At 55.3% G+C, this 22,742-nt stretch carries 19 protein-coding genes; 12 read left to right on the top strand and 7 right to left on the bottom strand.

Annotated elements, in window-relative coordinates; genetic code table 11:
- Positions 1 to 40 precede the first annotated feature (40 nt).
- The 3 genes from ruvC to NW816_RS03890 all read right to left on the bottom strand — a co-directional run bounded on the left by ruvC (position 41) and on the right by NW816_RS03890 (position 2,112).
- Positions 41 to 589 (bottom strand): crossover junction endodeoxyribonuclease RuvC, encoded by a 549-nt coding sequence (ruvC, locus tag NW816_RS03900; protein ID WP_414408303.1) that lies wholly within the window; start codon positions 587 to 589, stop codon positions 41 to 43.
- The gene (gene pgsA / locus NW816_RS03895; RefSeq protein ID WP_414408346.1) at positions 564 to 1,082 is read right to left on the bottom strand and encodes a CDP-diacylglycerol--glycerol-3-phosphate 3-phosphatidyltransferase; all 519 of its coding nucleotides are present in this window, start codon (positions 1,080 to 1,082) and stop codon (positions 564 to 566) included. The genes ruvC and pgsA overlap by 26 nt, the downstream gene beginning before the upstream one ends.
- Positions 1,083 to 1,176: 94 nt before the next feature.
- Positions 1,177 to 2,112, bottom strand: a complete 936-nt coding sequence (locus tag NW816_RS03890; RefSeq protein ID WP_414408302.1) for a nucleoside hydrolase — start codon at positions 2,110 to 2,112, stop codon at positions 1,177 to 1,179.
- 121 nt (positions 2,113 to 2,233) lie between these two features.
- On the opposite strand from NW816_RS03890, the gene NW816_RS03885 reads away from it, so the two are divergent.
- The 8 genes from NW816_RS03885 to NW816_RS03850 all read left to right on the top strand — a co-directional run bounded on the left by NW816_RS03885 (position 2,234) and on the right by NW816_RS03850 (position 11,721).
- On the top strand, positions 2,234 to 3,238 hold the full coding sequence (locus NW816_RS03885) for a circadian clock protein KaiA (protein WP_414408301.1): 1,005 nt from the start codon (positions 2,234 to 2,236) through the stop codon (positions 3,236 to 3,238).
- Positions 3,239 to 3,240: 2 nt separating this feature from the next.
- Positions 3,241 to 3,543: a circadian clock protein KaiB gene (kaiB, locus tag NW816_RS03880; protein WP_011430723.1), complete on the top strand. Its 303-nt coding sequence runs from the start codon at positions 3,241 to 3,243 to the stop codon at positions 3,541 to 3,543.
- Between the two features lie 28 nt (positions 3,544 to 3,571).
- On the top strand, positions 3,572 to 5,197 hold the full coding sequence (gene kaiC / locus NW816_RS03875) for a circadian clock protein KaiC (protein WP_414357428.1): 1,626 nt from the start codon (positions 3,572 to 3,574) through the stop codon (positions 5,195 to 5,197).
- A 219-nt stretch (positions 5,198 to 5,416) separates the two neighbouring features.
- Positions 5,417 to 6,535 (top strand): type IV pilus biogenesis protein PilM, encoded by a 1,119-nt coding sequence (pilM, locus tag NW816_RS03870; RefSeq protein WP_414408300.1) that lies wholly within the window; start codon positions 5,417 to 5,419, stop codon positions 6,533 to 6,535.
- A 60-nt stretch (positions 6,536 to 6,595) separates the two neighbouring features.
- Complete coding sequence (locus NW816_RS03865) at positions 6,596 to 7,303, top strand: PilN domain-containing protein (protein WP_414408299.1); 708 nt, start codon at positions 6,596 to 6,598, stop codon at positions 7,301 to 7,303.
- Positions 7,303 to 8,025, top strand: a complete 723-nt coding sequence (locus tag NW816_RS03860; RefSeq protein ID WP_414329096.1) for a hypothetical protein — start codon at positions 7,303 to 7,305, stop codon at positions 8,023 to 8,025. The genes NW816_RS03865 and NW816_RS03860 overlap by 1 nt, the downstream gene beginning before the upstream one ends.
- Before the next feature lie 263 nt (positions 8,026 to 8,288).
- Positions 8,289 to 10,409, top strand: a complete 2,121-nt coding sequence (locus NW816_RS03855) for an AMIN domain-containing protein (RefSeq protein WP_414408298.1) — start codon at positions 8,289 to 8,291, stop codon at positions 10,407 to 10,409.
- Positions 10,410 to 10,539: 130 nt separating this feature from the next.
- Positions 10,540 to 11,721: an Ig-like domain-containing protein gene (locus NW816_RS03850; RefSeq protein WP_414408297.1), complete on the top strand. Its 1,182-nt coding sequence runs from the start codon at positions 10,540 to 10,542 to the stop codon at positions 11,719 to 11,721.
- Between the two features lie 179 nt (positions 11,722 to 11,900).
- Here the strand turns inward: NW816_RS03850 and NW816_RS03845 are convergent, their stop codons facing one another.
- Positions 11,901 to 12,467 carry a DUF2854 domain-containing protein gene (locus NW816_RS03845; protein ID WP_414408296.1) on the bottom strand — a complete coding sequence of 189 codons (567 nt, stop codon included), beginning with the start codon at positions 12,465 to 12,467 and terminating at the stop codon, positions 11,901 to 11,903.
- Positions 12,468 to 12,590: 123 nt separating this feature from the next.
- Here NW816_RS03845 and NW816_RS03840 point away from each other — a divergent pair, with 123 nt between their 5' ends.
- Positions 12,591 to 14,132, top strand: coding sequence for an aminotransferase class I/II-fold pyridoxal phosphate-dependent enzyme (locus NW816_RS03840; RefSeq protein WP_414408295.1), 1,542 nt, complete (start codon positions 12,591 to 12,593; stop codon positions 14,130 to 14,132).
- Positions 14,133 to 14,148: 16 nt separating this feature from the next.
- Here the strand turns inward: NW816_RS03840 and NW816_RS03835 are convergent, their stop codons facing one another.
- Together NW816_RS03835 and NW816_RS03830 are read right to left on the bottom strand one after the other, a co-directional pair.
- Complete coding sequence (locus tag NW816_RS03835) at positions 14,149 to 15,591, bottom strand: hemolysin family protein (protein WP_414408294.1); 1,443 nt, start codon at positions 15,589 to 15,591, stop codon at positions 14,149 to 14,151.
- 233 nt (positions 15,592 to 15,824) lie between these two features.
- Entirely contained in the window at positions 15,825 to 16,145 is a 321-nt protein-coding gene (locus NW816_RS03830) for a PepSY domain-containing protein (protein WP_414408293.1), read from the bottom strand.
- A 334-nt stretch (positions 16,146 to 16,479) separates the two neighbouring features.
- On the opposite strand from NW816_RS03830, the gene NW816_RS03825 reads away from it, so the two are divergent.
- Both NW816_RS03825 and NW816_RS03820 read left to right on the top strand, forming a co-directional pair.
- Positions 16,480 to 17,400: a branched-chain amino acid transaminase gene (locus NW816_RS03825; protein ID WP_414408292.1), complete on the top strand. Its 921-nt coding sequence runs from the start codon at positions 16,480 to 16,482 to the stop codon at positions 17,398 to 17,400.
- Between the two features lie 65 nt (positions 17,401 to 17,465).
- The gene (locus NW816_RS03820; protein WP_414329088.1) at positions 17,466 to 17,984 is read left to right on the top strand and encodes a phosphoribosyltransferase; all 519 of its coding nucleotides are present in this window, start codon (positions 17,466 to 17,468) and stop codon (positions 17,982 to 17,984) included.
- A 214-nt stretch (positions 17,985 to 18,198) separates the two neighbouring features.
- Here the strand turns inward: NW816_RS03820 and NW816_RS03815 are convergent, their stop codons facing one another.
- On the bottom strand, positions 18,199 to 21,894 hold the full coding sequence (locus tag NW816_RS03815; RefSeq protein ID WP_414408291.1) for an FkbM family methyltransferase: 3,696 nt from the start codon (positions 21,892 to 21,894) through the stop codon (positions 18,199 to 18,201).
- 281 nt (positions 21,895 to 22,175) lie between these two features.
- Between NW816_RS03815 and NW816_RS03810 the strand changes: the two genes are divergently transcribed.
- On the top strand, positions 22,176 to 22,727 hold the full coding sequence (locus tag NW816_RS03810; RefSeq protein WP_414408290.1) for a type IV pilin protein: 552 nt from the start codon (positions 22,176 to 22,178) through the stop codon (positions 22,725 to 22,727).
- Positions 22,728 to 22,742 lie beyond the last annotated feature (15 nt).

Below are 22,742 nucleotides of genomic sequence, written 5' to 3'. Positions count from 1 at the left end.
CTCCTGCCGAAGGCAGGGGATTGGACAGGGACGGGATCCCTCAAGAGAAGCGGTGGTGCCAGACCGTGATGGCAATCGCCAAGGCATCGGCGGCATCATCCGGGCGGGGCAAGCTGGGCAGGTTGAGTTCCCGGGCCACAGCAGCTTGTACAGCCTGCTTGTCGGCGCGTCCGTAGCCCGTCAAACTTTGCTTGACTTGGGCGGGCGTAAACTCCACCGGCAGCAGATGATGCTGGGCCAAGGTGAGCAGGATCACGCCGCGGGCTTGGGCAATGGCAATGGTGTTGCCCATCTTATAGAAAAAAAGTTTTTCCAGCCCCACCTGATGCGGGCGCAGTTGGCGCAGCAACTGGCTCAAATCCTCGTGCAGCGTTTGCAGCCGCTCCGGCATCGAGTGTTGGCTGGGGGTGCTGATCACCCCATAATCCACAGGTTTCAACCCCGCAGATCCCGCCAGAATGCAGCCGAAGCCCATGGTTCCCAGACCTGGATCTAGGCCGAGGATGCGCTGCTCAGGTGGGGGGTCTCCTCTGTCGGCGAGGGACGGGGGGATCTGACAGAGGTTATGACCTGCCGGGTGACTTCGCATGATTGGGATGATCGGCGTGCAAGTAGGTCAGGCCCGAGATCAGGGTGAGAACCACCGCCACCCAAAAACAAGGGATCCCTCCCGGCCACCCCAGAATCAGCAAAGCAATGGCCAGGATTTGGGTTACCGTCTTGGCTTTGCCCCAGAGATTGGCGCCGCGGATCTGGCTCTGGTTGACCCGCCAGCCGGCGATGGCCAGCTCCCGCCCCACCAGCAAAAACACTCCCCAAGCAGGGATCCGCCCCAGCTCCAACAAGCCCAGCAGCGGGGCCAACACCAGCAGCTTATCCACCAAGGGATCCAAAACCTTGCCCACATCCGTTACCAGCCCATAACGGCGGGCCAAATGGCCATCCAGCCAATCGGTTGCTGCCGCCAGCAAAAAAGCCCAGAGGGCCAATCTCTCTCCCCAGGGGGACTGCAGGCTCAGCCCCAGCAGAATAAAAGGGATCCCTGCCAGCCGCAGCAGGGTGACGGCGGTGGGCAGGTTCACCCACTCCAGCTTGGCACTTTGGACGGCGCCGGGATTCTCCACCTCAGATCTGGCCTCAAGGATTAAGGATCAGAACTATCAAGGACTATCGGAATTATTGGTAACGGCCCAAGCGCTCGGTGAGCAGGTGGTAAAACCCCTGGGCATCCACCCCAAAAGCCACCTGGACATTGGCAGGGCGGCCACTGGATCCCCAGCGATCCACCACCGTCCGGCCCAGATTCAAGGAGCTGGCAGTTTCCACCTCGACGTAGCAGGGCTTAAGCTCAAACAACTGCGGCTGCAACAGATAGGCAATCACACAAGGGTCGTGCAACGGCCCTCCCGGTAGCCCGTAGCGTTCTACGTCGACCTTACCGTAAAAGGTGAGCATGTTGGCCACCGTCCGCCCAACGCGGGTGCCCAGGGCGCGGATGCGCTCAATCCGCTCCGGCGTGCTGAGGACCTGTTGGGTGACGTGCAAGCCCAGCATCACCACCTCCGGGATCCCGGCGCTGAGCACGATCTGGGCGGCGTGGGGATCGGTGAGGATGTTGAACTCGGCTGCCGGCGTAACATTCCCCTCAAAGGCGGATCCCCCCATAAACACCAGCCGCCGGATGCGCTCCACAATTCGGGGCTGCTGCACCAGAGCCACCGCCAAGTTGGTCATCGGGCCTAGCAAAGCCAAGGTAACCAGCTCAGGGGCAGCCATCAGCGTCTCGATGAGATAGGTTACCGCATGCTGGGATCCCAAAGGCATCTGGGGCTCCGGCAGATCCGCTCCGTCGATCCCGGTTTTGCCATGCACCTGCTCGGCGGTTTCCAGAGGGCGCAAGAGAGGGCGGGGACAGCCGGCATACACCCCCATCTGGGGTTGACCGGCCAATTCACAGATCTGTCGAGCATTGCGGCTGGTTTTGTCCAAGGAGACATTGCCAGCCACCGTGGTAATGCCCAGCAATTGCAGCTCTTCTGGCGACGCCATAGCCAGCAGCAGAGCCACCGCATCGTCTTGGCCAGGGTCACAGTCGATGATCAGGGGCACCATAGGGATCTCGGCAGCAGCTCACTCACCCCTAGTTTAGGTTTTTCTCCCGCTCTTTTCCTCTGGCCGGTGAGCGCGGATCCCGGTCAGATTTAAGATAGGAAATATATCTTCATCCTTTGTCTTGTTGCCTGACACCCATCCACTGCGCATCAACCTGTTGCTGGATTGGGAGCCGCCAGCAGGAGAGCCCCTAGCTTGCGAGGACTGGCTACCCCCTGAACGCTTTGTTGTCGAGTGTTTTCAGGATCAAGCTACCTTCCTAGAGGCTCTCAGGAGACAAGACGGCCATGTCGATTGCTTGGTGCTCCTGGTGGATCCCACTCGGCTGCAAGAGCTGCACGATCTGGGCAATCAGCTCTGCGCGTGGGGGCTGCTGCTGCCGACGGTGCTGGCGATTGTGCTGGAAGGATCCCACCTGCCAAAGGAAACACCGGAGACGGAAGGAGAGATCCCTGCCACCTCATCTTTGGTGAAAGCATTGCTCAAGCGAGAGCAGTTTTTCTACCACAACGCCACCCTCGTCCGTCCCATTTCGCCACAGGAGCTGAAGGGGCAGGTGCGGGCCGACTGTACCGCTTCGGGATCCCCTTCCGTCTTGGAGCTGCTGGTGGATCGGGCCATCGCCTTGTTTCTGCAGATGTCTCCCACTTGCGGCCTCCCGCAGGGCCCAGTGCATCCCAGCGATCAGCCCTACCTGGCTTACAGCAACCAACAACAACGGCGGCTGGCGGAGAAATTGCGGGAACGGCTGGGCTACGCCGGAGTGTACTATCATCGTGACCCAGAGCTGTTTTACCGTCGCCTCCCGCCCCACGAGCAGCGAGCTTTGATGCAACGGCTGCGCGGCCTTTACCAGGCGATTGTCCTGGAATACTTTCAGTCTCCCGAAACCGCCAATGCCCGCATCGATGAACTGGTGGCCTTGGCCTTTTTTGCCGATATTGGCGCTGCTCAACTGCTGGAGCTGCACATGAACTTGATGGAAGACTTTGCCAAACAATTGAAGCTGGAAGGCCGCAGCGAAGAGATCCTGCTGGATTACCGCCTTACCCTGATCGATGTGATGGCCCACCTGAGCGAAATGTACCGCCGCTCCATTCCCAAACCTGCCCCAAGGGATCCTTAGATATGTCCACTCGCAAAGCCTATGTTCTCAAGCTCTACGTGGCGGGCAACACCCCCAATTCTCTGCGTGCCCTCAGCACCTTGCAAGACATCCTAGAAAAGGAGTTCCGCGGCGTGTACAGCCTGAAGGTGATCGATGTCTTGAAAAATCCGCAACTGGCAGAGGAAGATAAGATCTTGGCAACGCCGACCTTGGCCAAAATCCTGCCGCCACCGGTGCGGAAGATTATTGGCGATCTATCCAACCGCGAGAAAGTGCTCATCGGCCTGGATCTGCTCTACGAAGAATTGGACGAAGAGGCTTGAGACAGGCTGCAGGAGCAAGGAGAGTGGGATGAACCAGTCATTGGGGCCTTCTGAGCCAGAAAAGCCACAAGATAACACCGCAGAGGACTCCACCGAACCAACCCCAGACAACCACCGAGCGGATCTCTCAGAGCTGCGAGGGATCCCCAAAAAACAGACGGGCATCGAGGGCTTTGAGGACATCAGCCACGGTGGGCTGCCCCTGGGACGCACCACCCTGGTCAGCGGCACCTCCGGTACCGGCAAAACCCTGTTTGCCATGCAGTTCCTCTACAACGGCATTGTGAAGTATCAAGAGCCGGGGATCTTCGTCACCTTTGAGGAAACCCCCGCCGATATCATTCGCAATGCCTCCAGCTTTGGCTGGGATCTGCAGGCCCTCATCGACAGGGGCCAACTGTTTATCCTGGATGCCTCCCCCGATCCCGAAGGCTATGAGGTGAGCGGCAACTTTGATTTGTCGGCCCTCATCGAGCGCATTCAGTACGCCATTCGCAAATACAAAGCCAAGCGGGTCTCCATCGACTCGGTGACGGCCATCTTTCAGCAGTACGACCCTGCCGGTGTGGTGCGGCGGGAGCTGTTCCGCCTGACGGCCCGCCTCAAGCAGGCCAACGTCACCACCGTCATGACCACGGAGCGCACCGACGAGTACGGCCCCATCGCCCGCTACGGCGTAGAGGAATTCGTCTCCGATAACGTGGTGATCCTGCGCAACATCCTGGAAGGAGAGAAACGGCGGCGCACCATCGAGATCTTGAAGCTGCGGGGCACCACCCACATGAAGGGGGAATATCCCTTCACCATCACCAATGACGGGATCAACATCTTCCCCCTGGGAGCCATGCAACTGACGCAGCGCTCCTCCAACGTGCGGGTCTCCTCCGGCATCGAGAAGCTGGACGAAATGTGCGGCGGCGGCTTCTTCAAAGACTCGATTATTTTGGCCACCGGCGCCACCGGCACGGGCAAAACCTCGCTGGTGAGCAAATTCCTGGAGCGGGGCTGCCTGGATGGGGAACGCTGCATTCTCTTTGCCTACGAAGAGTCGCGGGCGCAGCTTTCCCGCAACGCCTCCTCCTGGGGCATTGAGCTGGAAGAGTTCGAGCGGCGGGGCCTCCTCAAGATCATTTGCGCCTACCCAGAATCTGCCGGCCTGGAAGACCACCTGCAGAAGATCAAAACCGAGATGATGGCCTTCAAGCCCTCCCGCATGGCCATTGACTCCCTGTCGGCGCTGGCGCGGGGGGTGAGCCAAAATGCCTTCCGCCAGTTTGTAATCGGGGTAACTGGCCTGGCCAAGCAGGAGGAGATCACCGGCTTTTTCACCAACACCACCGACCAATTCATGGGATCCCATTCCATCACCGAATCCCATATTTCCACCATCACCGACACGATCATCCTGCTGCAATACGTGGAGATCCGCGGAGAAATGGCCCGCGCCCTCAACGTCTTCAAAATGCGGGGATCCTGGCACGACAAAGGGATCCGCGAGTACCTCATCTCCAATGCGGGCATCCAAATCCGCGATTCCTTCCGGGGCTACGAGCGCATCATCAGCGGATCCCCGACCCGCATCAATGTGGATGAGAAAAACGAGCTCTCCCGGATTGTGCAAAACGTCCAGGCCCTCGAGGAAGAAGGGTTGTGAGCGGTTACAACAGTTCCGTGAGTGGGCGCGGCAACAGACCCGTTGAGTCAAGCGAATTTCCAACACCGCTCAACACCGCGCAAGCCCTGCACTTGCGGCTGGCAGGGAGGGATCGGCCCAGACAAGGATTTCCCCGCGGCCAATGGCGAACAGTGGTAACCCACCTACAAATTGGGTAGTATGCCTCTAGCAGTAGCGCAAAGGGCGGGGTTTCCCGGCGTGTTTAGTTTTCTTGGTGGTTCCAAAACCCGAACCATGCTTGGGGTGGACATCAACCCCGAGCGCATCGCCGTTGCCCAACTGAAAAAGCAGGGCAATGGTCGCTATCGTCTGGCCCACTACCACAGCGTGGACATGCCAGAAGGGGCGATGGTCGAAGGGCGCATCCTCGATCCGAGCACAGTTGGCTTGATCCTGATGAATTTGCTCAATGAAAACAAAGTGCCCACCAACCTGCCGGCAGCCACAGCAGTGCCCGTAAGGGAGGCCATCGTTCGTCTCATTCGCCTGCCTGCCGACCTACCTGCCGATGAGCTGCGCCGGGTGGTTTTGGAGCAGGAGGCCGAACTTTACATTCCCTATCCGCGGGATCAGGCGGATGTCGACTACCAGCCCTTGGGTCTCGATCTTTCCCAGGATGGCATTGAGCGCATCGAAGTCTTGCTGGTGGCCATCCCCAAAGAGGTGGTGGACAACTATCTAGAGGTGCTGCAGGCGGCTAACTTGCAGGTGCGCTGTGTGGAGCTGGCCAGCTTCTCTCTTATTCGCACCATCCGCGACCAGCTAACCCAGTACGGCCCCCAAGAGGCTGTGTTGCTTAGCTCCATCGGCTACGACAGCAGCGAGATCAGCATTTTGGTGAACGGGATCCCGCAATTTACCCGCACCGTCAACATCGGCACCATCCACATGCGGCAGGTGCTGGCCCAATCCCTGAATCTGCCGGTTAGCCGCACCGGCGACCTGTTGCGAACTCTGAGGTTACCCCTGATCAACCCCACCGATGTTTTGGCCACGGGAGAACAGCCAGCGCCCAGCAATCCCGGTGTAGCAGCAGTAACGCGCGTTGTCTCCGATTTGGCGGATGAACTGAGGCGCTCCATCGACTTCTTTACGAGCACAGAAAGCAGCTCGCCTGTGGTGAAAGTACTGCTGGCCGGAACTGGGGCAAGCATCGGCCAAATCGACGGCTTCTTATCTCAGTCGTTGAGCGTGGCGGTGGAGTTGGCGGATCCCTTTGGCAACATTGTCGTGCCGGATTCAGTGGAACTGCCCCTGGAGGAACGCCCAGCAATGGGAGTGGCCCTGGGGTTGGCGTTACGGGAAGACACCAAGTAGCGGCAGCAGGCAGCGCAAGCTCGCCCAACCGATGAAATAGCGCACAAGGCGGTTAAAGAGATGTACACACCGGAGATCAATTTCCTCAAAGAAAGGCCGGATGTCCTCACCACAGCTCGAACAGGTGGGGGAGCAGTAGTCGCAGCTGAGGCTGCAGAGGGATCCCAGAATTGGATCCCGGCCATTGGCCTGGGGGTTGCTGTTGCTGCTGTAGCGATGGGAGCTTTTTGGTATTTCCAAGACAGCTTTTCCCGCCAGAGAGAAACCTTGAGGGCGGAGCAGGCTCGCCTTGACAGTGAGCTCAGCACAGCCAATGCTGAGTTGTCCCAGCTGCAGAATGCCAATCAAGAGCTGCAAACCATTCGCGCCCAAACGGAAGGGTTCCGCTCCTTTCTGGGATCCGTCCAGCCTTGGTCGGCCATCTTGGAAGAGCTGCGGCGCAAGATCCCCGGCCAGGGGGTATGGATAACCAACATCAGCGCTTCCGGGGATACTGTCAATATCCAAGGAGGGGCGCTGGACTTTCCCCTGGTGAACGACTTTTTGCTCACCCTGCTGGATTCCAACTTTGTTACCAGCGCCGTCCTGAACAGCAGCTCCCGGGTGGACGGCACAGACGTAACCGAGCCCAGCGTTACCTACGGCATAACCGTAACCATCCGTACCCTGGGGGATCCCGACCCAGAATTTACCCGCGAGCTGGAGCAGCGGGGAGCGATAGGCTTGGTTGAAAAGATCAACATTTTGCGTCGAGTGGAGGCGAACTGATGACTGGATCGGTTGAAGGTTTTCCCGACGAACAACTGGTGGTTCCCCCGGCAGGGCCGCCGGTACTGCTGGGCGTGGAGCTGACCCCCATTCGAATTGGTCTTTTAATCGGGATCACAGGGCTAGGCGCGGCGGGGTTTCTGGCCTTCACCCAACTTCGCCCCTTGATCGAGGAGGTACAGGCTTTGGAAAGGGAGGTAGCCAACAAAACCACCCAGTTGCAGGACATAAAGAGCCAGATTGCCAGTTTGCAAGATGTGCCCAATCAGGTCGAGAGAGCTCGCGTGGAGCGGGAACAGATCAGTGCCCTGCTCTCCACCCCCGAGAATGCCGACACGCAACTGCTGGATCTCAACCGGCTGGTGCAGGGGCAGCCCAACAGCGAGCTGCGCAGCTTTAGCCCTTCTCCACTGACTCCAGCGTCTTCGGCCAATCCGGAAGTGCCTGGGATCATCGCTCCCGCCATCCAAGTGCAGACCACCCGTGTCGCTCTGCGTGGCCCCTATACGGAGCTGATCAATCTGATGGGAGATATAGAACGTCTGCGCACGCTGTTCCGGGTGAGCAACATCAGCTTAAATCCTGTTCAAGACACAGGGGAACTGGACGCTGCTTTTGATTTGATTGCCTACATCTACAACAAGGACGTTCCGTTGGGCACTGCTCCTGCACCTGAAGGGCAAGCCCCCCCTGAAGGAGAACAGGCAGCACCCAGCCAATAGCCTAGCTATGCTTCGGCTCAGGGGGAGATCCTGCCAGTGCGGGACCCCTTTTGGGTTTTCAGAAGACGGGAACAATCGCCGGTGCAGCACAGATAGTGTTGCCAAATCGAAGATCTGGGAAAAATTTCTCCCGAAATGGCTACAGGTAGTGGCAAAGTCCGAGATTTCGGCTTTGATTAGGGAAGCACGGGGTGAACGAGGCCAAAGGCACCCGTGGCGAGGCTAAGCAAGAACACGGTTGGGTGAAGGAGTGAGGTGTGAGGATGATGAACCGTCGAGTTGCTTATGGGTGTGCGTTGAGCTTGATCCTGTCTTTACCCTCATTGGCCTTAGAGAGCCGGGTCAATGAGGCAGCCGCTCAGCAGTTGACCTCCGCAAACCCGCAACGCCTCAGCCGCATCACAGATATCCGTTTGCTGCCCAACGGCAACCGCATGAAGTTGGAGATCAGCACGGAAGGGGGCACCCGTCCACAGGTGTTCTTTACCCAGCAGGGACAATCTTGGATCGGGGACATCACCAATGCTCAATTGAGTGGGAGCCAAGGCCGCTATCGTCAAGAGTCTCCCTTGCCGGGGGTGCGTTTCATCGAGGCTAAGCAACTAGGCAATGACAGTGTGCGGATAGAAATAGCCGGCGTGGCCGCAGCTCCCCAAGGCTTGCTGGCTCGGCGCAGCCCGACGCAGTTGGTCTTCGATTTTGAGGGCCTACCCTCTGCCCCACCGGTTCCAGTGGCTGCAGTGCCCAGTCAACCGGTATCCCCAACCCGACCTCAACCCACGGCTCCTACTCCTCAGCCAACAGCTTCTGCCCCTGCCCCCCAGCCGGTCGCTCAAAACCCTGCCCCTCCGCCGACCGCTCAAGCGGCTCCTCCCACACCTGCTGCTCCTGCTGCACCCGTGATTTCTCAGGTGCCTTCTGTGGACCAGCTCAACCAACCCCAACTGCCGCCAGGGGTTGTCAATCCTGATGTTTCTCCGTTTCAAGGTCAAGCAATGGCTCCCCCGGCTGGAGATCTTGCCGTTGGCAGTATTATTCCAGCTCCTCCCCCGGTGGATTTGGGTTCAAATGCCAAGATCACTTTGACCTTAAGAGATGCTCCTGTAGGTGATGTGTTAAGCCTACTGGTGCGTCGAGCTGGGCTTAATGTAGTTCTCAATGATGTGCCTCCGGACTTGACGATTTCCCTAGATGTAGCTGACTCACCTCTACAAGAAACATTTAACTTTATTTTGCGCTTGAAGGAGCTTCAAGCGTCTCGCGTAGGGCAAACAGTTTTCATTGGTACTACACTCCCTGGGGTTGGCCAGCAGATCGTCAGGACGTACAGGCTCAATCAACTGAGAATCGAAGAGACAGAGCAAACTTTCAATTTAACTGCTGCCGGTGCTGCAGGCGGACAGGCAACAGTCGAAATCAATGCCAGACAATTGAGTATCACGCCGAGCGAAATCAGAAGTAGAATTTTGGCCATTCTGGAAGCATCAAATATCCCTTTAGCTCAAGAGTCAGCCATTCAAGCGGATCCAAGAACAAATTCACTGACTATTGTTGCCACACCTACCCAGCATGATGTAATTGCAGCATATCTTGCCCAAATTGATCTAAGAAGTCGGCAGGTCTTAATTAGTGCTAGGTTTATTGAAATCAATCTCAATAACAACTCTAATCTGGGAGTTGCATTAGGCGGTGCTTCTGGCAACTTTGCGCTGGGATCCGGAGACAACACCGTCTTTGGTGGAACTCCTCTTAACCAACCTGCTGGGTCCTCGGTTCCTAATGTTGGCTCGAATCCAGGTCCAGTAGCTGGGGGCTCGCTCGTATTTAATACTTTAAATCGGCTCCAGCAATCTCTCGCGGCTCGTATAGATGCAGCCATTGCTTCAGGAACAGCTAAGATATTGGCCGATCCAAAAGTAGTCGTTGCCAACAACACTGGTGCGTCTATTGTAGTTGGCCAGGAAGTTATTACCAACAGGAGAATACAGACGGATCCTGCAACAGGCCAGACAGCAATTATTTTCGAGAAGGGCAACGCAGGAGTCAACTTGATTATTCAAAATGTTAGGATTGATGACAATGGCTACGTTACGTTGAATCTTCTTCCACAGATTTCGTCTATCGGCGCCCAAATCACTTTAGACGATGGCAGCGTGATTAGCTTATTGAACCAGCGTTCTATTGGATCTTTACAGACCAGACTCAAAGATCGAGAAACACTATTCCTTGCGGGATTGATACAAGAGGAGGATCGGGTATCTGTTGATAAAGTCCCCCTTCTTGCTGAAATCCCCCTGTTGGGTTCTCTCTTTCGTAGACAAACTACAACAAACGATAGACGTGAAGTTGTTGTCTTAATTACCCCGACGATTTTGGAAGACTAAAGGAAGCTCTTCACCGACGAAGGCTGCTTTCCTGTAGCTGAATCAGTTGCATTGCTTTGCTAAAAATGAAAGGACATTTCAATTATTCAACTTTCCCAAAAGAGTAGATTGTGAGGCAAGCTGTGGCTCAATGCTGAGATCAAACTTTTCTTGCCGATTTTGGGTGAGACTGGGATCCCTATTGCTCAGCTTGGGTCTGGCTTGGGTGCTGGCTTCGATTGACGCAGGGTGGTCACAAACCTATCGCCTTTCTCTACCGGTACAGGGTCAGAGCTATTCGCAGCTAGTCGAGCAATCACGTCCTCTGGTTTGGCGAGCTTTGGCGCAACAATTCCAAGCGCAACCGCAGCCGGAGCAGATCACCTTGGAGGTACTGGGACAAGCCGGGGATCGGCAAGCCCCTCTATTTACCGTGCGAATGCCTCGCAGCGTTTGGCAGCAAAACCCCTCCCCCGCTCAATTGGAGCAGCATACCATTTTCTATCCTGATGCGTTGGCTCTTTTACAGCCGCGAGCACCGCTGCAGCAAGCCCAGGTAGAATCTACTGCTCCCTTTGCAAATGGAATTACATTGGTCTCCAGCAATCCTTCCAATGGCCAAAGAGGGATCCCAATTGACCAAAATATCCATCTGCGTTTTGATCGACAGCTTCCAGCCGGAATAACAGGTCTAGCCTTCGGGATCCAGCCCCCTGTGGAGGTGGCCTTTGACATTCAGGGAAACGAGCTGATCTTTCAGCCTTTACAGCTACTCAGCTACAGCACAGATTACAGAATACTCTTGCCTGCAGCCAAAGAGCTGGATTTACAAAAGCCCATAGAATTGACTTTCCGCACCGAGCCTCAGTACAGTTACCAGCGAGATATTAAGCCCTTGCTAGAAGCCAGTTGTGTAGGTTGTCATCAGCAGGCCGGTCGGATGCGGCGCAGCCCTTTAGATAGTTATGCTGCGGTGATGCGTTATGTAACGCCGGGATCGGAAAATAGCGAGTTGCTCAAACCGCGTTGGTTAGCTCGTCATGCTGTCATCCAGCGAGCTGCAGGGATCCGTTTGAATGGGGGGGGAGTGGATGCCCTGAGTTTGTTGTCGCAGGGCAGGGAAGGAGCTGAACCTACGCCCAGGGTTCCTGTGAGTGATCCCCAGGGAGAGTCTCCCGGATCTTTTATCGGACGCAGTGGATCCCCAGAATTGGCCTATATTCGTCGCAACGGCACTGGCATGGATCGCCTAGGTTACTTGAGCGCTGACGAAATTCAAATCTTGCGTACCTGGATTATTCAAGATCAAGCGGCTGAGACCCATCAAAGTTAGCCTGATGGGCTGGAGAGTCTTTACTAGAATGCGTCGTAAAGCCCCTGCTTTGGGCACGGGGATATAAGACGCAGGTTGTCTGAGCAGATTAGGTGTGCTGTACGCATTTTAAGAGTCAAGCTGTGAAAAAGTCGTGAAATGGGCGGCTGTGATCATTCCAGATGAGGTTGAGACACTGTTCAGGTGGTCAGGGATCCCGTCCGGGCGATGAGTGCCAACTCCACCTGATTTTCTTGGGGCTGCCCCAGTTGCACCTCCACATCTCGGCCAAAGAAGCCTTGCATTTTTTTCTGGTAGCTTTCCTGCCATTGTTGGAAGGGAACCTTGGGGGAATCGAACAGAAGCACCAAGGTATACCGGCCATCTCGCAGCTCTTCTCTGTACCCTCTCACCTTGGGCAGATCTGCTTCCAGAGGGCCGCGCAGACCCAGAAACTCCAGGGCATCTTCCAGGTGGGCATTAGCCCCGTAGCTATATTTGGTGATATCGGCGCGGACTTGCTTTTGAATTTCCGTGGCCTGCTGGGCGCGGGCTTGGATCACCTCGAGAGAAGGGGCGGCCAGGGCAGGTACCGGCTTGAGTTCCACTACCTTCATGGTTATCCCTCCCAACAGCAAGGGGATCCCGGCAAACAGGCCGATGAGATTGAGGGTGGGATCGTTGTAGTGGGCAAAGCCCCAAGCCGTGGCGGCAACGCCGGCCAGCAACACGAGAGTGCTCAGGGGGAAGGGCAGTTTTTCAAACATACAGGAGAGGAAGAAAGGCCACCTGAAAACCCAGGCTAGCAGGAAAAGGGCCGGCGGTGGACTTAACCTCCATTGGGATGGATAATCACAGAAATGTCCACCTGGTGTGTTGAGGAGTGGTCTGTGGTTCTGTCCAATCTGTCCAAAATCTCCCGTCATTTGCGCTCGCTGGATCGCAAAGCCCAGGAGCGAGCACCTCTATTTGAGGCCATCCGCCACTATTGCAGCTTGGATAAGGCTCCTTTTCACACGCCAGGCCACAAACAGGGACGTGGGATCCCTGCCGACTTGCGGACCTTTTTGGGAGAGAACGTCTTCCGGGCAGATCTGACCGAGCTTCCAGAGGTGGACAACCTCCACGACCCCGATGGCGTGATCCGAGAGGCCCAGGAGCTGGCGGCAGCAGCTTATGGAGCGGATCGCAGTTGGTTTTTGGTCAACGGTTCCACCTGTGGCGTGGAAACACTGGTGATGGCCGTGTGCGATCCAGGCGACAAGATCTTGTTGCAGCGCAACTGCCACAAATCCGCCATTGCCGGGGTGATCCTCTCCGGGGCCGTACCCGTCTACATCGAGCCCGATTTCGACGCTGAGCTGGGCATCGCCCACGGCATCACCCCAGCTGGCTTGGAGCGGGCCCTAGCAGAACACCCCGACGCCAAGGGAGTTTTGGTGGTCAGCCCCACCTACTACGGGGTTTGCTGCGACCTGGAATCTCTGGCAGCCATCGCCCATGCCCACGGCCTGCCGCTGCTGGTGGATGAGGCCCACGGGCCCCACTTTGGGTTTCATCCGCAATTGCCCATCTCGGCCCTAGAAGCCGGAGCCGATCTGGTGGTGCAGTCCACCCACAAGGTGATCTCCGGCATGACCCAGGCCTCGATGCTGCACCTCAAGGGATCCCGCATTGACCCCAACCGCGTGCGCAACATCCTGCAACTGCTGCAATCGACTAGTCCCAGCTATGTGCTGATGATGTCGCTGGATGTGGCGCGGCGGCAGATGGCCTTAGAAGGGGAAGCCCTGCTGGGCCAAGCCTTGGCTTTGGCAGATCAAGCCCGCGCCCGTCTCAACCGCATCCCCGGCTTGCGCTGTTTTGGCCCAGAGCGTATCGGCTCCACCCCTGGTTTTTTCGATTTCGACCGCACCCGTCTCACGGTAACGGTGACAGAGCTGGGGTTGTTCGGCTTCGACGCTCACGACTGGGTTAACGATCACTTCCACGTGCAGCCGGAGATGTCCACCCTGCACAATGTGGTCTTCATTGTCAGCATCGGCAATACCCAGCGAGACATTGACCGCCTGGTGGAAAGTTTCGCCGCCCTGTCGCAACATTTTCAGGGATCCCGCCCATCCAGAGCGGCAATGGAAAAAATGCAGCGGCTGGCACAACTGCCCCGTCCTTGCTTGCCACCACAACGGCTATCACCCCGGGAGGCTTTTTTTGCTCCCATTCAGCGGGTGCCTTTCCAAGAAGCAGTGGGCCACACCTGCGCCGAAATCATTTCCCCCTATCCGCCTGGGATCCCGATTTTGGTGCCGGGAGAAGAGGTGACTCAAGAGGCGGTGAACTATCTGCTGTTGGTGCATGAGGCAGGCGGCTTTATCAACGGCCCAGAGGATGTGCGCCTGCAGACCCTGAAAGTGGTCAAGGCAAGGACCTAATGCTCTCCTAGCGGGCTTATGGACGGGTTTTTGCCGTTTGCGCTGAGGGGAGCAGCGGTAGGGAGTTTGCCGGGGTGCCGGGGCGGCGGGCTACCTTCACCCGATCCACCCGTGGCCCCTCCATGCGCACCACCTGAAACTCCATCTCTTGGTAGGTGAACTTTTCCCCAGCACGTGGGATCTTCTGCATGTGGTAGATCAAAAAGCCCCCCAGCGTTTGGTAATCCTCGTGCAGGGGCAGGTTGAGGCCACAGCGCTCGTTGATCTCTTCAATATCTAGCTGAGCCTGGATGAGCAAGGTATTTTCGTCAAGTTCTTGGATGTCCGGCTCCTTGGTGTTGGGATCCGGGCCATCGGAGAGCTTGCCGACGATCTCCTCCACCAAGTCTTGAATGGTGATCAGGCCCGCTGTGCCTCCAAACTCATCCACCACCACCACCATCGGCCAGTGGTGCTGCCTCATTTCGGGCAACAGTTCGGCAATCGGCTTGTTCTCCGGCTCAAAGTGGGCCTCGCGGATAAAAGGCGTGATGGGGCTGTGGAGGTCGATGGATCCCTTGGCCAGCTCCCCAATAACTTCCTTGACGTGGATCAGCCCGCGGATGTCATCCAAAGACTCGCCGTAGACCGGGTAACGGGAGTGTCCTGATTCGGCCACCTCGGCCAGCACCTCTTGCACCGTTGCAGTTTCCGGCACAGCGTCGATGCTGGTACGCGGGATCATCACCTCGCTGGCCACCGTCTCGCCAAACTCGAAGATGTTGCTCAACAGCTCTCGCTCTTCCGCCTCAATGTTGCCCGACTCCACCGAGGAAGCGATCAACAGTTGCAGCTCCTCCACCGTCATGGTGCTGTAAAAGGAGCTGGCCTCCGGAATCTGGACTCCCAAAAGCCGCAGCACACACCGAGAGGAAAAGCGGGGCAGCTCTACAAAAGGTCTTAGGATACGGCTGACCAAACGATTGAGCCAGGCCAGTTGCAGCGCAATCGGCTCGGAATAGAGGATGGCCAGAGTCTTGGGGATCAGCTCCCCTACCACGATCTGAAAATAGGTGAGCAGCGAAAACACCACTACCACCGCCACCCCCTGCATAAGGGCCGGATCCACACCCTGAAACCAGTCCAAGCGGCTCAAGGCCAAAAACAGCGTGGGCGAAACTTGGGTGGCTCCAATCCAGCCCAGCAATACACTGGCCAGGGTAATGCCCAACTGGGTGGTGGAGAGGGCATATTCCAGTTGCTCTTGGGCTTTTTGCACAATTGCCGCCTGGCGGTTCCCTTCGCTGGCCAACTGCACCATGCGGGAGCGCCGCGCCGATACCAAGGAAAACTCGACCGCGACAAAAAAAGCGTTGATGACCAGAAGACCGATGACCCAAAGGAGACTAAGAGACGCATCTCCCCACGAAAGCTCGGTGTTGGGGAAAGCAGCCGTCGAGGCTAAAGGGGGGTCGTCCATCAGGGGGAGCAGCAAGACGGATAGACAGCATTCTAGCTCAGACTGACTCGGCCACCTGTCCTCGGCCGGCAGTCGAACTGGTTTCAGCTATCCGTCAACTATCGATGACGCCCTCTCCATGCCCAAAATGCAAAGGATCCCCGGCTTTCGCAGTTCTCATTCATCAAGCAGTAACAGCTACAACCTTTTCCGGCAACGCTCACCCCCGCCTAGGCAAGGGCACCTCCTGAGTGCTAGTCGTCGATATCGACAATGTCACCGGTAGTGGCATCGATCTTGACTTCAATATCGTTGGTAAATTTCACTTCCCAAACTAGGCGCCCATCTTCGCGCTCCAACTCAACTTCTTTAATCACGGCATTGGGCACGGCAGATCGAGCGATCCGAATGGCTTCCTCAATGGGGATACCCAGAGCAAAAGATTGGGCAAAAGCAGTTTTCATGCTCCCACCTACCAGTAGCATCGGGCCGCCGAGGGGCAAAATGCCAAGCAAAAGTAAGGAAGCAATAGAGAGTTTTGCAGGTCTCATTTGCAACTGTTTGAGTAACCCCATCCTTACCCTACCACCCTGGAGTAAAAGAAGCCTTGCCACAAGGAGCACCGTTGCCTTCGCAAGGAGTTCATCCCCCTTGCGTCATAGGGTGTAGTTGCTCGGCCCCTCTTCAGCTACGAACTGTTTGCTTCTCCAATCCAACCCTCTCGGAAACTGACTGGCTGAAGAACACCGCTGTAGGGAAGGAATGCACCTACACCCATCTCGAGTGCTGCTGCCCCAGGCAGAGAAGCAATGTCGGCGTCCTGTGCAGCTCCAAGGTTGGGGCTACCGGCGCTGCATGAATCGGTGATAATATTCCTACCTCTCATTCCTACTGCGGTGAGTGCCGACCATGCCAGATTTTCTGCCCTACGCCTACTTTCAGGGCCAGATTGTCCCTTTTGCCGAGGCGAAGATCTCCATTGCCACCCATGCTCTGCACTACGGGACAGCGGCGTTTGGCGGCTTGCGCGGGATCCCAGACCCGCAAAACCCGGATCAAGTTCTGTTGTTCCGTCTGGATCGCCATTGCCGACGGCTGAGCCAAAGCGCCCGCCTGCTCTGTTTTGATCTCCCCGCTGAACGGATTGAGCAGGTGATTGTGGAGCTGATCCAGAAAAATCGGCCCTCCACTTCTTTCTACATCCGCCCCTTGGTGTACACCTCCGATTTGGGCATTTCACCGCGGCTGCACAACATCGAGAAAGACTTTTTCGTGTACGGGTTAGAATTGGGGGATTATCTCTCGCCGGAGGGGGTCAGTTGCCGCATCAGCTCTTGGGCCCGGCAAGAGGATCGCAGCCTACCATTGCGGGGCAAGATCACCGGCGCCTACATCACTTCCTCTCTGGCCAAGACTGAGGCAGTGCAGTCCGGCTATGACGAGGCTATTTTGATGAACTCACAAGGCAAGGTGAGCGAGGCCTCGGGCATGAACATTTTTATTGTGCGCAACGGCGTGCTGATTACCCCCGGCTTTGACCAAGACATCTTGGAAGGGATCACCCGCGACAGCGTCCTCACTCTGGCCCGCGACCTGGGGATCCCCACCCAAGAGCGGCCCGTTGACAAATCGGAGCTGTTCATCGCCGACGAGGCCTTTTTAACCGGCACTGCTGCCAAGATCACCCCCATTCGCCAGATTGAGCAATACATCATGCCCTCCTCCCGCCCTATCACCGAGCAGTTGCGGCAGAAGCTGACGGCAATCACCGAAAATCGGGATCCCGTCTATGCCCATTGGGTGAAGGTGATCCCTCTGAAAGAAAGCTAGTCCCTAGTCGAGGGGAGAAGCGTCATTATTAAACTGAGCACTCTAGATGGGTAGAGGGGGATCCCTTGCACGAAATTTCCATTACCTGGGCCGACTACCACCGCAAAATCGAGGAGTTGGCCGTCAAAGTCTACGAAAGCGGGTGGGAATTTAACCAAATCGTCTGTATTGCCAAGGGGGGGCTGCGCATCGGCGATACCTTGGCCCGTCTTTTCGACCTGCCCCTGGCTATTCTCTCAGCCTCTTCCTACTCTGGGCCCGGTAACCGCCAGCGGGGGCAACTGACCTTCTCGCGGGATCTAGCCATGACCACCGCCAACCTGGGCAGCCACGTGCTGTTGGTGGACGATCTGGCAGACTCTGGCATGACCCTAAAGCGCTCTGTCCACTGGCTCAAGCACCACTACGGCTTCTACATCGAGGAGATCCGCACCGGCGTACTGTGGTACAAGGCCGCCTCCGTCTATCAACCCGACTACTATGTGGACTATTTGCCGGATAACCCTTGGATCCACCAGCCCTTTGAGCCCTACGAGCAGATGACGCCCCAGCAGCTGATGCAGTTGCTACGCTCTTCCGGTTAGTTGAATTTGCTCAAATTGGCTTGCTCGCGGCGCCTGCAGTGTCTGACGTCAGTTGGACTTCTTGGCATGAGCTGTCTACTTACGATTGCCCACCCCCACTGCAAGCTCTGTTCCCCAGAAAAGTTGAATGACTTGCTCGTACAACAGAAACCACCCAGCCCTGGAAAGCTCCTTGCTCAACACAAGCAAAAGAGCAAAATTCGGATCCAACTTTCTAAACCGATATCATGTCTGCAACTTTTTCCAGATCCAAGGGATGAATTGCAATGATGTTTAGAGCAGAAACTGGGTATTGCTGAGGTCTGACCCTAGTTAGCTTATTCAGGAAACGATTGTACGTATAAAACTCATAGCCTAAAGGCTCCAGTATTTTAGCTGTAGCAGTTCCGGTAACCTTGGAGACATGTTTGTTCTCGAAAATAATGATAGGGTGGCCGGCGGCAAGTAATTCTAGCCCACCGGAGACAACCTGCTCTTCTGCACCTTCTGCATCAATCTTGATGAGATCAATCTGGGGTTCACCTCTCGAGCGCCAGACAGAGTTCAGAGTAATGAGATTTACAACCTTTCCATCATTCGATACTTGTTCCGGCCTTTGCTTTGAATCGCCGATAGAGTTGAATACACTAGCTCTTTCTTCTTGTAACTGAACAGTGCCTTCATGATCCCCAGCGGCGGCTTCTATGAGGAAGACAACATCCTCTAGGGAGCTGGCACTTATTGTCTTTCGCATACACTGAAGACAGGAAGTTGTAGGCTCAATTGCGATCACACTACCTGTAGGGCCTACCCGATGTGCAGCAAGGAAAGTATATACTCCAACATTTGCCCCTACATCGATTACGTTCATCCCTGGTCTTAAAAAGTGCTTGCAGAAGCTAATCTCGTCCTCAAACCATTCTCCTTGAGTAAGTAGGACGCGGGTGACGATACTCGAGAACGAAGGCTCGAGGGAGAATCTGCAATTTTCGTAGTCAAAATAGAGATCGGGCTGCGCAGGGAAAGAGGCTGTTTGCACTCGAGACACAACCTCCCACAGTGCAATTTCCCTAACTAGGCTTGCTTGGCGATGAGTTGGATCAAGGCTAAGTATATGGTTAATTGGTATTAGCCCTTCTATCTTTTTCTGCGAGAGAAGCTCAATCGCTACTGCCAGAGCTGCTTGTTCATCATCTGGATCTATCGAATAAGTTAGGTTCCAAAATCGCATGGCTTCTGGGCTGTATACGACCCCAATATGAGTAGCTATCCATCTGGCTAAATAATAGAGGTAACTGTGTTTCGTGTAAGCATTTGGGCGGGCAGAAACTTCGCTTTCAACCCAGATGGGGAGATCTATCGCTTTGGAAGGACGTAAACCTGCCGCTTCTGTGCACAGAAATTCTAGTAGAGCGTAGGCATCTTCAAAGGCGCGAGGACGATCGCCCAGTACCAGTAGAGCATGTATTCGATTTAGCCAGCAGGGAACATGGCGGGGATCCTTAGCCAAACTTCTTCGCCACAGGGATAGTGCCTCTTCCCAAGCAGATTGACGTGTTGAGACTGAAGCATCAGCACTTAGGGATCGAATGAGCTCGATCCCAGCTTGGTTCCATTCATCTGGAGTTGAGTACAAGTCGTTGGGGTGAAACGTATAAGTTTCGTGGGATTTACCTTCTAGAATATGGAAGAAGGCAGCTTCCATGCTGCGAGCATGTTCTCTTGGATCCCAAATCACCGACCAACGACGGGAATCCCTGATATTCCTCTTGATCTGGTTAATCCACTTTGGATCATGGCCCAGTTGGATCCCACGTTGGATAAACTCTTCTACTGACCAAGTGATACAATCTTCAAGACCGATATTTTTTAGCAGACTGTAGCTCATTCGGCCGTAGTAATGGCGACCTACTAAGGTAAGAACTGGCACACCCATGTAGAGAGCTTCCATAGTGTGGGTTGCACCTGTGTAGGGAAAGGTATCGAGAACAAGATCCACCAAAGCTAGTTGGCCCCGGTGCTCTTCCACGCTGCTTGCTTGAGCTAGAAAACGGACGCGATCCAAAACATCCAATTCCTTAGCTCTTTCCTGGTAACGCCTGATAACTGTGGCAATTTCCCCTGAGCCTTTGACAATTAGGATACCGTTAGGTACGGCTTTTAGAATCTGCAGGTGAGCATCAATGCATTCAAGGGTGCGCTTGTAGGCACTGGCCGCAGTTAGAAGAACAATATCTTGCGGATCGATTCTCAGCTTAGCTCTGAAATCTATCTTATCAGCGGGCAGGACGTCCAGATAGTCCACAGCACAGTAGCTAGGCAGGCGGATAATTTTTTCATGGTAATCGGCCTGTGCATCTTCAGGAAGGACATAGGGATCGGCGAAAAAGTAATCAAATTCTGGCAAACCGACAGCATCTCCGCCAAGCCAACCAATTTGGATAGGAGCGGCCCGCAAAGCTGCTACGATGCTGGCATCGTGACTGGTAAGGGAGTCCATAAAAACCATGATATCGATGCGATCCTCACGCGCTTGAGCAGCTACTTGAGGCGGCTTGGTTTCTCCTGGAAAAAAGCGAAAATGGAGATTTTCGTGAGAGCGAAACTTTTGATACATATTGTCATGACTGGCCATATCTTCATTTTTCCACCCCTGGTAGTAGTAGTAGACAACGTCCAGAAGATCGCGAGATAGGTTCCTGAGAGTAGCCTCACTGAGAAAGCCAACCGAATGTCGCTGAAAGCAGTTACCCAGAAAGCCTACTCGCAACTTGCGCTCAGCTCTACCGGATCTGCAGTAATCTTGCTGGTTTCTCTGCCAATATTCCGACCAAAGAAAGTCTCGCTGAGAAGCCATTAAGCTTAGGCAGTCGTTAAAGATTCTACCACCAATCTGCTGGTAACGACGAATCAGAGAACGATCATCAGTTAGATAGCTCCAGCAAAAGCAAACTCGAAACAGGATGGCTTTAGCAATCGTTAGACTCTCGAGTAGATTTTCATCGTTAATTCTTAGTGATCCTAAGTCGGCTTCCCTCGATAAAATTAAGTCTATAATTTTCTGGATAACAAGGTTTATCCGTTCTGGCTGGGCAGCATGGATCAACTTTTCCATCGATTCTGATAGAAGGGATAGACGAAGAGTAAAGTTCTCTTGCACCTGTGAGCTCTCGGCCGCCGTGATGAGAGCTTCTCCTAAAATGGAATAGCCATCACTGGTAGAGTTCTGGAAGAAGGCGCGGGCTGCCCTCTGAAAAAAGTCACCGATTAAGTCCTCTATCGTCCACAAACCTTCATAGCGCTTCGCCTGCTCGGGATCCACCGCATTGGCTAGCTGGGCCAGCAAAGCAGCAAATCCAGATCTTTGTTCCTCCGGAAGAAAGACTTGTAAAGTTGTGGCCACCTCAAAAAACAAGCTCAGGTAGCCATCGTCCCATAGCCGCGCGAGCAATTCAGTAAGGAGTGGCTCCTGAGTAATATCGAGGCTCTTCTCGCCGCCTAGGCTCTCCAGTAGGGCTTGCCCATAAAAGCCAACTGCCAGCTCATCCCGAGCTTGCAGGGCCCGCATCAGCAAAACTTGGGTGTTGTCCCGCCGGCTTGGATCCAGCTCAAAGGCCATCTCCCGCAGCTTTAGACAAGCCTGAAGACGCTGCTGCGGCTCCTGCGTGGGGCTATTTTCTAGACGGCCTGCGAGGGATAGTAACAAATCCAAGACTTTCTCCTGGGACAGGATCCCTGTTCTCACCAGAGGCGTGTAGAGCTGGTAAGCAAGGCTCAGCTGGCCAGCAGCCAAGGCCTGCTCCAGCGCTGACAAGGTAATTGCCTCTGGCTCAGAGGGGGAAGCCAAATCATTGGCTGAGGAGAGGTCAAAGAAACCCCACAGGAACTCCCGCCAATCCTTTGCGTCTTGCTCTCGGTAAAAAGCAACCAACCACTCCGCAAAGGTATCGGGAGACTGCTGAAACAGTTGCTTGGCTTCCAGGATCCGGGCTTGCAGCGCAGGGTTCATAGGTTGAAGGAAGAGTGCTAGTCTCAATCTGCCATGCTGAGGCCGGCTCAGCTAAACCACTGACCTGTGTCAGGCTCATCTGGCAAAAATCCGCAATTGCGCCAGGGAGCAGGCTGTTATGAGTCGCCCTTGAGCGGGGTAAGTTAGCACTAGCAGGTGAGCTGCACAGTTAACTCTCTAGTTTGCTAAAGGATCTGGTACTCATGAGCGCAAAGTCTCGTCAGTCTCTGTTGCGGGCCAAACTGGCTCAGCAAATTCTCTCCAAAGCCAAGGGCTTCACCCTGATTGAGCTGTTGGTGGTGATTGTAATTGTGGGTGTGCTGTCTGCAGTGGCAATCCCGCAGTTCTTAAACCAAGTGCGCCGCTCCCGCACTGCTGAAGCTCAAGCAGCTCTCACGGCAGTGGGTCGTGGTTCTGAAGTCTATCGCCTAGATGTTGGCGTGTACCCGGACAGCTACACCAGAATTAAGTTCGGATGTCCTACCACTAGTGGGGCTGATTCCTGCGGCGCTAGGGGCGATAAGTTTATGAATGATCCCTGGAGCGCCCCCAATTACCAAACACCAGTGGCCAGCGATATTACTAGTACTGCGCCTCAGGGGATGCGCTGGAACACCACTGCTGTCTCGGGTGCAAGCCGCTACGTTAACGCTTCTGGTCAACCTATTCAGTGCACCATTGGGCTGGGATCACAGGAGGCAGCTGTGACTTCTCTGTCTACCTTTGTTGGTAAGAGCTGCAACGTCTTTGACTAGTTTCTATCTCTACTT

Origin of the sequence: Synechococcus sp. W55.1, from assembly GCF_047461655.1 — a bacterium.
Classification (GTDB): Bacteria; Cyanobacteriota; Cyanobacteriia; order Thermostichales; family Thermostichaceae; genus Thermostichus.
Note: the sequence above shows the minus strand (reverse complement) of the source record. Positions and strands in the feature narration are given on the sequence as shown.